Source organism: Dehalococcoidales bacterium (genome assembly GCA_030698765.1).
In the GTDB taxonomy this organism is placed as follows: domain Bacteria; phylum Chloroflexota; class Dehalococcoidia; order Dehalococcoidales; family UBA2162; genus JAUYMF01.
The window spans coordinates 1-11,757 of record JAUYMF010000120.1 but is presented as its reverse complement, the minus strand read 5'-3'; the positions used below and the strand labels follow the sequence as shown (position 1 = coordinate 11,757).

The 11,757-nt window shown below is 54.1% G+C and carries 11 protein-coding genes; 2 read left to right on the top strand and 9 right to left on the bottom strand.

Annotated elements, in window-relative coordinates:
* From Q8Q07_05995 to purF, 3 genes are all read right to left on the bottom strand, one after another.
* A partial coding sequence (locus tag Q8Q07_05995; protein MDP3879838.1) for an SDR family NAD(P)-dependent oxidoreductase occupies window positions 1-125 on the bottom strand: 125 nt, incomplete at its 3' end.
* 43 nt (window positions 126-168) lie between these two features.
* Complete coding sequence (locus Q8Q07_05990; protein ID MDP3879837.1) at window positions 169-1,155, bottom strand: SDR family NAD(P)-dependent oxidoreductase; 987 nt, start codon at window positions 1,153-1,155, stop codon at window positions 169-171.
* Between the two features lie 111 nt (window positions 1,156-1,266).
* A complete protein-coding gene (gene purF, locus Q8Q07_05985; protein MDP3879836.1) occupies window positions 1,267-2,655 on the bottom strand; it encodes an amidophosphoribosyltransferase in 1,389 nt (462 codons plus the stop codon).
* Window positions 2,656-3,041: 386 nt separating this feature from the next.
* On the opposite strand from purF, the gene Q8Q07_05980 reads away from it, so the two are divergent.
* On the top strand, window positions 3,042-4,013 hold the full coding sequence (locus Q8Q07_05980) for an ornithine cyclodeaminase family protein (protein ID MDP3879835.1): 972 nt from the start codon (window positions 3,042-3,044) through the stop codon (window positions 4,011-4,013).
* A gap of 343 nt (window positions 4,014-4,356) precedes the next feature.
* On the opposite strand, the gene Q8Q07_05975 is transcribed toward Q8Q07_05980, so the two are convergent.
* From Q8Q07_05975 to Q8Q07_05955, 5 genes are all read right to left on the bottom strand, one after another.
* Entirely contained in the window at window positions 4,357-5,559 is a 1,203-nt protein-coding gene (locus tag Q8Q07_05975; protein ID MDP3879834.1) for an MFS transporter, read from the bottom strand.
* A 412-nt stretch (window positions 5,560-5,971) separates the two neighbouring features.
* Complete coding sequence (locus Q8Q07_05970) at window positions 5,972-6,094, bottom strand: hypothetical protein (GenBank protein ID MDP3879833.1); 123 nt, start codon at window positions 6,092-6,094, stop codon at window positions 5,972-5,974.
* A gap of 149 nt (window positions 6,095-6,243) precedes the next feature.
* Window positions 6,244-6,912 (bottom strand): response regulator transcription factor, encoded by a 669-nt coding sequence (locus Q8Q07_05965; protein ID MDP3879832.1) that lies wholly within the window; start codon window positions 6,910-6,912, stop codon window positions 6,244-6,246.
* Window position 6,913: 1 nt separating this feature from the next.
* Window positions 6,914-8,089: a sensor histidine kinase gene (locus Q8Q07_05960; protein MDP3879831.1), complete on the bottom strand. Its 1,176-nt coding sequence runs from the start codon at window positions 8,087-8,089 to the stop codon at window positions 6,914-6,916.
* Between the two features lie 71 nt (window positions 8,090-8,160).
* Window positions 8,161-8,940, bottom strand: a complete 780-nt coding sequence (locus Q8Q07_05955; protein MDP3879830.1) for a prepilin peptidase — start codon at window positions 8,938-8,940, stop codon at window positions 8,161-8,163.
* Between the two features lie 364 nt (window positions 8,941-9,304).
* Between Q8Q07_05955 and Q8Q07_05950 the strand changes: the two genes are divergently transcribed.
* Window positions 9,305-10,555 (top strand): MFS transporter, encoded by a 1,251-nt coding sequence (locus tag Q8Q07_05950; protein ID MDP3879829.1) that lies wholly within the window; start codon window positions 9,305-9,307, stop codon window positions 10,553-10,555.
* Window positions 10,556-10,587: 32 nt separating this feature from the next.
* Here the strand turns inward: Q8Q07_05950 and Q8Q07_05945 are convergent, their stop codons facing one another.
* Window positions 10,588-11,616, bottom strand: coding sequence for a zinc-dependent dehydrogenase (locus tag Q8Q07_05945; protein ID MDP3879828.1), 1,029 nt, complete (start codon window positions 11,614-11,616; stop codon window positions 10,588-10,590).
* Window positions 11,617-11,757 lie beyond the last annotated feature (141 nt).

Here is an 11,757-nt window from a genome sequence, read left to right as displayed (position 1 = left end):
CCGGGACGGCGGTTATTGGTCACCACCCTGGCCCCTTCTTTAGCCATGCCCAAAGCGATGCCCCGTCCAATCCCCTGCCCGGAACCGGTGACCACCGCCACCTTGCCTTTTAATCGGTCAACCATCTTTTTACCCCCTCTTTATGTCTGAACTGACAATTTCCTCGACCTACCTCGGGCCCGCTGCCGGACTCTGATACCCTTTCAGCAAAGTACCGGGCGCCTGTTCTACCAGTTCATCTACCGTCCACATACCGGAATCCTTCTTGATCAGGTTCATCTCTTCCGGCTCCGAGTAAATACGGAATTCTCCGTTACCGGCCGCGGCAAATACCGTCCCGCTGACATGGGCGGCAGCATCGGTGGCTAAATAGGCAATCAACGGCGCCATTCCCTCCGGCGGGCCATGCAGCTCTTCCATACGTACCCGCCGCTCTTCATCCATGAGGGGAGCTCCACCCTGAGCCATCATCCTGATGCGGGCTGACAGGCTGACATGGCCCCGTGACATCGCCGTCGGCGCGTAAGCGTTACAGGTCACGCCGTATTTGTACATCTCCCGGGCTACCGAGCGGGTCAAGCCCACCACCCCGGCGTTGGCGGCGCTGTAGTTGGGATGTTCTATATTACCCAGCCAGGCAGATGAGGTACAATTTATAATGCGTCCCCAGCCCTGGTTTTTCATCAAAGGAGCCGCGTGGTGGATACAGTTAAAAGTTCCTTTCAGCTTGGAGGTAATGACGTAATCCCAGTCCTCCTCCGATATCTCCCAGACAAAACCGCGCCGGAAGGTACCGGCATTGTTCACCAGGATATCCACCTTGCCGAAACTGTCCACCGCCGTCTGTACCAGCTTGCCCGCCGTCTGGAAATCACCAACATCTCCGAAGAAGGCGACCGCCTCACCACCCTTATTCCTGATTTCCCCGGCCACCGTCTCGGCATCGCCGCCAAGCTGGCGGGCGTGTGCCTTCTCCTCTTCGCTTAGCTTTTTCTCGAAATCTTCCCCGTAAATGCTGAGTCCGGTGGAGCCGGGACGGCGGTTATTGGTTACCACCTTAGCCCCTTCTTTAGCCATGCCCAAAGCGATACCCCGTCCAATCCCCTGCCCGGAACCGGTAACCACCGCCACCTTGCCTTTTAATCGGTCACCCATATTATAATCTCCTCCTTATTGATTACGATTAGACGAATCACTCGGATAGCTAAAATAATAATACTTTAGGCAGCTAATTACAACCGAAAGACAAGGAGGACTCTGAGGGGACTAACTGACTCTGGACTCCAGTGCCAGTTTGTCCATTTGAATCTGGACGGGGATAGGATATTTACCGGTGAAACAGGCCATGCAGAAGATATCTTTAGGCAGGGCAACCGCTTTAATCAGGCCTTCAATACTCAGATAACCCAGGGAATCAGCATCGATGAAATCCCTGATTTCAGGTACCGTCTTCTGAGCGGCAATCAGCTCCCTCTGAGTAGCCATATCCACACCCAGGAAGCAGGGGAAACGAATGGGCGGGGCACAGACCCTCATATGAACTTCTTTAGCCCCCGCTTTTCTCACCAGCTTGATTACCTGAGGCGTGGTGGTCCCCCGGACAATACTATCATCAATGAGAACCACCCGTTTGCCACTCAGTATTTCGGGGAGGGGATTAAATTTCAGCTTGACGCCGAGGTCCCTGATGCGCTGGTCAGGTTGAATAAAAGTACGCCCGACATACCGGTTCTTAATCAGTCCTTCCGCCAGAGGGATACCTGAGCGGCGGGCGTAACCCACGCCGGCAATTGTCGCTGAGTCGGGCACACCCATAACCAGGTCAGCATCTACCGGGTGTTCCTCAGCCAGCCCGATCCCCATCGCCAGCCGCGCCGGATAGAGCAAGCGCCCGTTTATGGTACTATCCGGGCGCGCGAAGTAGATATACTCGAAGATACATAACGCCCGTTTGCTCACTTCTTCCCGGTAGCTTTCAATGCCGTCAGCGCTGATGGAAACTATTTCCCCCGGCTCAATTTCACGGATGAAGCTGGCCCCGATATGGTCCAGGGCACAGCTTTCCGAGGCCAGTACCCACCCGCCATTCATTGTCCCCAGACATAAGGGACGCACGCCGAGCGGGTCACGAACTCCATACAAACAGTCATTAGTCAGAATAGTCAGCGAATACGCACCCTGAAGCCGGTGCATGGCGTATCTTATTCTACCCACCCAGTCCTTCTCGGTGGAAGAAAGAATCAGATTAGCGATAACTTCGGTATCTGTTGAACTGCGAAATATGTAACCCTGTTCAGAGAGTTCCTGATAGAGATACTCAGCATTAACGATATTCCCGTTATGAGCTACGGCAACAGCCCCGGAACCCTTACCGACCAGGATAGGCTGAACATTAATGATACGGCTGGAACCTTTCGTGGAATAACGGGTATGACCGATTGCATAATCCCCGCCAAGATGAGATAGAGATTCTTCGTTGAATACCTGAGATACCAGTCCCATATTACCGTAGACCTGGATTCCCCGGTCATCAGCGGTGGCAATACCCGCACTCTCCTGGCCGCGATGCTGAAGAGCAAAGAGAGCGAAAAAGGTAAGCCGAGCTACATCTTCATTAGGAGCGTAAATGCCAACAACGCCACAGCTTTCGTGCAAACTTGCCTGCCTTGCTTTCCCCCTGAAGTGACTCCTGCATTTCAATTATAAACCCTGGAACGCCTAAAGGTCAATTCGCTTGGTTCTGTTTGCATTTGGCTGATTTGATTTGTCATTGCGAGGAGCACGTTCACTTCGCTCAGTGTAAACTCCGCGACGCGGCAATCTGAGAGGTGAGGGGTATCCTTCCCCAAACACAGATTGCTTCGCCTTCCGATAAGTTTACCCCGTACACTGATACGGGGTCGGGATGGTCTCGCAATGACACCGCCAAGCAAAACCGAATAATACCTTTAGCTGGTAGCAGCCACTTGACGGTATGACCGCAAAACGTTAAATTCAAAGTGGGAGAGATGCAGCAAATTTTTTGAAAGAGGAAAACCGGCATGCCCACACTTCTGCTAACGGGGAATGATATTAGAGATTTGCTCAGCATGGAAGAGACGCTTGCCGCCGTGGAGCGTGCCTTTAAGGAGATGGCAAGCGGCAAAGGCAAAATGCCGCCCAAGGCTTACCTGGTCCTGGAGCGGGGGGATTTCCGGGCGATGCCGGCAGCCTTGCCCGGAGCCGCCGGTATGAAATGGGTAAATGTACATCCCCAAAATCCGGCCCAAGGCCTGCCGACGGTGATGGCGATTCTCATCTATAATGACCCGTTAACGGGGTACCCGCTGGCGATAATGGACGCCACCGAGATTACCGCCTACCGCACCGGGGCGGCCGCGGCCATTGCCTCCAGGTACCTGGCACGAAAGGATTCGCAGATTCTGGGGATCATCGGCGCCGGGCAGCAAGCCCATACCCAGTTACTGGCCCACCTGGAAATATTCGATTTCAAGCAGATAAGAGTGTTTGATTTATCGGAAGAGGCGACTGAAAAATTCATCGCCTCCTTCCCCGGGTATCCGGTACGGAGGTGCTCACTGGAAGAGACCGCCGCCTCGGATATTCTGTGTACGTTAACCCCGTCACGCACGCCGATAGTAAAAAGGGAATGGATTAAACCCGGCACCCACATCAACGCCGTTGGCGCTGACGCCAAAGGAAAAGAAGAACTGGAACCGTCCCTATTAAAGACAGCGATCGTCGTCGTCGATGATCTGGTACAGGCCAGCGCCGCTGGAGAAATTAATGTTCCTGTTTCCAGAGGACTCTTCAGCCGTGATGATATCCACGCTACTCTCGGAGAAATCATCACCGGCCGGAAACCGGGACGGAAAGATGAGCGGGCAATCACTATTTTCGATTCCACCGGAGTTGCTATTGAGGACATTGCTGTTGCCCGCTTTCTCTATGAGAAAGCCAGTCAAACGGGAAAATATCTGTCGGTAGATTTTATACCCGGTAACTACCCTTGATACCCATGAGAAAAAGGCCCGTGAATAGAAAAGGAACCAAGATTTGTTCTGGTTCCTTTTGCTTTACGCACCAGACCGGAGGTCAGGCGATAGCCGTCTCCTCACCTTTCGGGAGTTCAGGTTTAACCTCGATCTTCTTTGAGATATCAACTCTGGGGAGCCTCAATTCCAGGAGACCATTCTCAAAGGTGGCTGACGCTTTATCGGCATCACCACCTCCTTCTTAACTCCATGAACTTTCCCTAATCATTATTAGGATAGTGCACCCATGACAGCTTGAATACGACTTTAGTCATACCGGCAGGGAGCCTGACCTTCCGATTTGACGCAATATCCGGCTGGTTCAAGCAACATCAGAGGAATGCGGATGAGCATAATGTAAGGGCAGCATCAGGGCGGCTATCATTCCCAGCATACTGGCGCCAACTGAGGCCAGAACGCTCCACGTGTAAACCCCGGTCAGGTCAAACAAAGTGCCGCCTAACCAGCCGCCAACTGACATCCCCAGCATGGCACCGGCCATCTGATAGGAGTAGATAGTATTTAGTGGAGCATTATTCCCGTAATACTGACGGTTAAAGATGGGAAAGCCAACCATCTCTCCACCATAGCCCAGCCCGAAGAGTAAAGCAAAAGAGTAAAACAAAGGTACTTCCCGGGCGTTAAGCAGCAGCATAGTGGGTAAAGTCTGCAACAGCAAGACCAGAGCCAGGGTAAACCTGCCTCCCTTTGCCTCAGCCACGAAAGACATCCCCAGCCGGCTGAATAGCGAAGCGGCGGTGGCAACGCTCAACACTCCGGCGGCGGTAATCCCGGCAATACCGACAAAAGTGGCCATAGAGACCATGTGGGCTAAAGGTATGGAATGGCCGACACAGCCCAGGGCATGGACGGCAATTAAAAACCAGAAGCTACTATTAACCGTAATCTGCCGCCAGGAAAAAGCGGCAACTCCGGAGCCGGTATTGACCTGTGCCGTCTCTATATCCTGGCTTCCATAAGCAGTCAGGCCCATCTCTCCGGGGTGGTCTCTGAGGAAAAAACTGGATGCCAGCATCAGTATTCCGCCGACCACGCCAAAAATAATGAAGGTATCACCCCAGCCCATGGCTTCGATAGACCAGCGTACCAGAGGCATGAATACTGATGGTCCCAGGCTGACACTGACCCACATAACACCCATTGCCAGCCCGAGTTTCCGGTGAAACCAGCGGGTAAGCAGTACCGGAAGTACGGTGATAAAGGCCGATGAACCCAGACCGCCAGCGAGCACGCCGTAATAAAACTGGAACTGCCACACCTCGGAAATGGTGGCGGTAAGCAGCATACCAACCGTAAAGATAATGGTTCCCCCGATAACAATCCGGCGAGAATCGGTTTTCTCCGCCAGGCGGCCAGCCACGAGAACGGCGGGAATCCCCACCAGGAACTGGAGACTGTAGGCTAAGGAGATGGCTCCCCGGCTCCAGCCATACTCTTCTATTAAAGGGTCAATCAATACCCCAAAAGAAAAACGGACCGCCGCGCTTATGGCCTGCACTACCATTACCGCAACCAGAACCATCCAGGCGTAATGGGGTCGGCCCGGCCTCCATGTAAAACGCATAACTTACAATATTAACATCCCGCGGGAGAATATTCTATTCCCCGGGGACGGAAGGGAAACCGCGGGAAAATCAACGGTTTCTCAACGAGATAAATGTCACAAAAGGTGCTAAGATAATAAAGCCAGGTACTGAGCCGTACCCTAGAAATCTGGCCGAATAATGTCATTCTGAAGGAGCGTGGCGACTGAAGCCCCGTATCAAATACGGGGTCGGGGTGGGGCTAAATTGAAGCTATTCCCTCCCCCAAGCGATATCCTTCGCGGAGTTTATACTGAGCGAAGCGAATGTGCTCAGGGTGACAATATTGGATTCTCGGACACACTCCTGGTGTCGCGTCAGGTAAATAATATGTCATTCCCGCCCCGTATCAAGCCTGTCCTGGCGACAGGCCAGGGTACGGGGTAAACTCCAGCGGGAATCCAGTCGAATCCTTTTCTGGATTCTGGCCTCCGCCAGAATGACGGTGTTGGACATATATTGATCCTGTGTTGTGCTGGTTCTCCAGCATGTTGGATTGCGAGGACGAGAGCCCGAAGCATCCGACAGGAGAGGTTAAGTCTCTTCGCAACCGGGATTGCTTCGCCTTCCCTTCGGGAATGGCTCGCAATGACAATTCATTTCCGTCATCCCCCGTAATGGACAAGCCCCCTCTTCACGGCATATGCCGCCGCCTGGCTGCGGTTGGCCAGGTGCAGCTTCTCCATGATATTCTTCAGGTGCGTCTTTACCGTGTTCTCGGAGATGAACAGGGAGTCGGCTATCTCCCGGTTGGTGGCTCCCCGGGCAAGCTGTTGCAGGACTTCTCCCTCCCGCGGGCTGAGGTCAGCCCCGTCCTCTTCGACGGGTTCCCTTCTTGCCCCGATGCTGAGGTCTTTAAACTCGGTGAGCAGCTTGGTTGCCATCAATGGGGAAACAATCACGCCGCCGCTGGCGATATTGATAATGGCATGAATCAGCTCCTCCGGCTCGGCTTTCTTGAGCAGGTAACCGGTGGCGCCAAACTTCACGGCGGCGAAGAGGTCAGTCTCCATCTCCGAGACGGTCAGCACCAGGATATTGATCTGGGGCATTTCCGACTGAAGGGCCTGAATGGCTTCCAGCCCGCTGCAACGCGGCATATTGAGGTCCATCAGGATCACTTCCGGGGCGATTTTCCGGGCCTTTTCTATCGCCTCCAGTCCATCGGCGGCTTCTCCTACTATCTCCAGGTTTTGCTGACTGGCCAGCACCGTGGCGATGCCGCGGCGGAACAGGGTATGGTCGTCTACGATAAGAACTCTGATACGTTCCATTTCATAACCTCACTGTAGCCATTGGCAAAGTAACCATTATCGCTGTTCCCTCTCCGGGGGCGGTAGAGATATCCACGCTCCCGCCAAGCCCTTCCGCCCTTTCCCTGATGATGTTTAGCCCGTGATAACCGGGGGGAGATTCTTCCAGGTCGGCGAAGTTAAAACCCCGCCCGTTATCCTTGATCATCATCTCCACCGCCTCTCCGTTTCTGCCCAGGCTTAGTTCTACCTCCGTTGCCTGGGAGTGCCTTCTGACATTGGTCAGCGCCTCCTGGGCGATGCGCAGCAGTTGCAGCTCAGCCACCGGAGAGAGCTGCGGAAGGGTTTTGGAGGCATCAAACTTGACCTGGATGCCGTTATTGCTGCCGTATTCCCGGGCGTAGTTTGTCAGGGTTGGTATCAGGGGCAGGGCCTTTGTTTCGGCGCTTAGCTGGTCGATGGATTCCCGGATATCGTCATACGTATCCTTCACTATCTTCCTGACGTCATTAAGCTCGGTGAGCGCCTGTACCGTGTTGTTGGCCGCCACGGAATCGCTGACTACCTTGGTTTTGAGATTAAGGTAGCTCAGTGATTGGGCGATACCATCATGTATCTCCCGGGCAATCCGGCGGCGCTCTTCGATGATAGCCTCTCTTTCAATACGCCGGCGGATGTTCAGATTGATGCGATAAGGCACCATGGCGACGACAAAAGAGAAGAGGGTATAGACTATCAGCAGGGTGAGATTGTACCCCTGCATAATCCAGGTAAACCTGATGCTCACCTGACTGAGTCCGATGTGGGTTGCGGAGAGCAGGACGGTGGCAGCGGTTGCCAGGGAAAGGGCAACCTTTTCCTGGAAGAGAAGGGCGGCGGTCATGATGGGGGTCAGGGAATAGAGCAGGAAGATGCTGTTCAGTCCGTTGGTAGAGATAACGAGCAGGATGGCAAGTAAAAAATCACCTATCAGGATGAGATAGGTCATCGGGCTTCTCTCCCGCCAGCGGAGGGGAGAAAAGACCCTCAGGATGGAGTAGACGCCGAGTATTCCCAGGATGATGTAGAGCTGGAAGTCCGTTATCCGGGACATCATCAGGGGCGGGCCGACCTGGGTAAACATTACTGCCAGGGCGTAAGACAGAAAGCGGTAGACGGCTAGAAACTGGTACGCTTCCTTTTCATACCTGGTCAGCATATTCTTCCTCGTCATTAAAGTAAGGCATTTTGCCTTTATATGTCAAGTAGGGGGTTTTTTTGTGCTCCATATTAGGGCAGGTACCATTGCCAGATTTCGCGCCCCCAGAGGAGAGTAACCATGGCGGCAACCGCCAGAAAGGTGCCGGAAGGTATCGGGTCCTTGAGTCCCTTAATCCTGAAGGCCAGCAGCATGGCGGCGACCAGTCCCCCCGAAATCCAGGAGATTAGTATGGCGACGAATACCAGCGGGTAGCCGGTCATCAGTCCCACCAGCGCTCCCATCTTCACATCTCCCATTCCCATGCCGCGGCGGTAGATAATAAAGGGCAGCGCCATGGCTATCAGCCCCAGGGCGCCTCCGGCCAGGGCGCTGAGCGCTCTGCCCGGTAAGCCCTGCGGCAGCAGGCTTATCACGGAGAACCCCGGCCAGAGAGATGCCAGGACAAGAGCCAGCGCCATAGCCGGGTAGGTCACTTTGTCCAGTATCAACTGGTTTTCCAGGTCAATAACGAATATTACGATGAGGATGCTGGCATAAACCAGCAAGATGCCGAGTTCAAGTGCCAGACCGTACTTCCAGTAAAGGAAGGCGAAGAGCAGGCCGGTTACGCCTTCCATAATCGGGAGTTTGGGGGGTATGGGTGCCCGGCAGTAGCGGCACCGGCCGCGCAGCCAGAGATAGCTGAAAACGGGGATGAGGTCGAGGGCTCCCAGTTTATGGTAGCAGGCAGCGCAGTATGACGGGGGTCTGATGATGGACTGGCCCCGGGGCAACCGGTCGATGCACACATTGAGAAAGCTGCCTATGGCTAAACCGAGGGCGAAGAAGACCGGTATCAGTAAATACAACTTCCGGCGTCACTCCATACTGGCGTCATTACTTAGGGATTATAATACATCAGGCTGGAGAACTAAGCAATGGTGCGGTATAGATAAGATAGGTTAATTGATGTGATTACTAGCACACGATAATAAGCCGGGACATTAAAATGCGTGAAGATTTTGTAAAGATTCTGTAAAACTTTTGTCGGAAGCCTCATTTGAGGGATGCCAGATTACGGGTTAGCCTTGCGTGGTACGCCATAATAGTGATAGTATCAAGTGTACATCGATTCACCCGGTCTTAAGAGTTTGCCTCTTCAAATGTATTCAGTTTTCAAGTATTAAAGGTACGATTGGTCAACTGATGTCCCTGAAATGGAAATTTCCTAAAGTGTTCTACGGGTGGTGGATTGTAGCTGCCTCCGTGATGACCGGATTGTATTCGGCGGGAGTTGTCTTTTACGGCTTCACCGCCTTTTTTGAGCCGATAGCTGACGAAATGGGCTGGAGCTACACACAAATTTCACTGGCGGCTTCATTACGTGGATTGGAGATGGGGATTATGGCTCCTCTCATGGGAATCCTGGCTGACCGCTGGGGGCCGAGGAGACTGGTGTTCGGCGGGGTGCTCTTTACTGTCGCCGGGTTATTTGTCTTGAGCCGTACGGTATCCCTGCCGATGTTTTACGCGGGGTTCGGGCTGATGGCTATCGGTATCAGCGCTTCCAATATGACGGTGCTGATGACGGCAGTAGCCAACTGGTTCCGGAAGAAGGTGGGAATGGCTACCGGTATCGCGGTTTGCGGTTTTGGTCTCGGCGGTTTTATGGTACCTCTCGTGGTTAAACTCATCGAGTTGTACCAGTGGCGCCTGACGATGAGTTATCTTGCCCTGGGAATGTTAGTTGCTATCCTGCCGCTATCTCTGGTTTTCCGGCACAGGCCTGAGCAGTATGGTTATTTACTTGATGGTGAGGAGAAAGAACCGGTGGTGGCGGAAAGCGGCCTGGAGCTGCCGCCGGTTGATGACATAGAGGAGATGACGGTAAAGCGGGCTTTACGCAGCGGGGCGTTCTGGCGTTTGGCCCTGGCTTTTACCTATCATGTTATGGTGGTGACGGCGGCGGTTACTCACGTGATGCCTTATCTCAGCAGTATCGGCATCAACCGGTCGGTGTCGGCGCTGGCAGCAACGGCAATACCGGTGATGAGCATTGCCGGGCGTCTCGGTCTGGGCTGGTTGGGAGACAGGATTGGTAGAAAGCCGGTGACAGTAGGGGCACTGGCAATAACGGGGCTGGGACTGGTCTTCTTTGGCTATATCGCCCAGGCAGGTATCTGGTTGCTCGCGGCCTTCCTTATTCTTTTCAGCATTGGTTACGGTGGGATTAACGCGTTACGGCCCTCCCTGGGAAGAGAGTTTTTTGGCAGAACTAACTTCGGCACTATTTTTGGCATCATAATCGGGATAAATATGATCGGGGGTATCGCCGGGCCGGCCATAGCCGGCTGGGTATATGATAGCTTCGGCAGTTACCAGGGTGTATGGGTTATCTTTGGCCTGCTGGCGGTGGTGGCGATTGCTTCTGTCTGGACGGTATCTCCGGTGGGGAAGGCTACCGTAAGTCCGGCTAAGTCCTGATTTTGCGGTGCTTTCAATCAGCGGTTACCCGGTTAGCGCTGGGGTTCAATAAGCACCTTGATTGAGTCCCGTGCCTCAGCGACGATTTGAAAGCCCAGTCCTGTCTCCGCCAGTCCCAGCCGGTGGGTAATCATCCGGCGTACCGGGATGGCGCCTGCCTGAATCAAGTCCAGCGCCGTCTGGTAGTCGGCGGGACTGCCCGCGTAAGAAGTGGTCAGCGTGATGTCAGTACGCCAGAAAATCTCGTTTATTGAGATTGGGATAGTCACGCCGGGCTCCGTCGAGGCGAAGAAAAGGACGGTGCCTCCCCGTTCCACGGACTTTAATGCCTGAAGGATCGCCGTTCTGGCGCCGGTACAGACTATTACCAGGTCAGCCAGCCGCCCCTGATTTACCTGGCGCAGGCAGGAGGGCAGGTCTTCTTGAGCGTGAATGGTGGTGTCAGCGCCGAACTGCCTGGCTGCTTCCAGACGGTAGTCGTTGATATCAGTGGCGATTACCCGGCTGGCGCCGAAGATTCGGGCCAACTGTACATGGAGCAGACCGGCAATGCCGCTGCCAATAACCAGGACGCTGGTGCCCGGTCTTATCCGGGCGGTACTTTGTCCGCGCAGTACGCAGGCCAGCGGTTCAATGAAGGTCGCTTCCTCAAAGGATACTGAATCGGGTAAGCGGAATACCCCCCGGTCAACGTTGATGGCGGGTAAACGCATGTACTCCGCCAGTCCACCGGGGTCGAAATTGGTCCGGCGGAGGGTATCGCACATGGTGTGGTGGCCGCTCAGGCAGTAGCGACAGGTGTTGCAGGGCACGTGGTGGGCCACAGAAACGCGGTCACCTTCCCGGTAGTTTTCTACCGCTTTACCCACCGCCACAATCTGCCCGCCAATCTCATGGCCGAGTACCAGGGGCGCGCGGTCAAGGCGGTACCATTCGATGACATCACTGCCGCAGATGCCGCTGGCTTCTACCCGCACCAGCAGCTCACCGGGGCCTATTTGGGGGGTAGGCACCTCTTCTATGCGCACATCCCGGTTGTTATACCACATGGCAACACGCATTTTACTTGCCTCTGGACTGCTGACGGGTAAAGATTTTATAGATAGCCGTCATTCTTCAGACATTTTTTCGATGCGGTCAAACTCTTCTCTCAGCTTCTTGTAGGCTTCATCCAGTTCGCCGGCTTTGTTTTCCATGTTTCT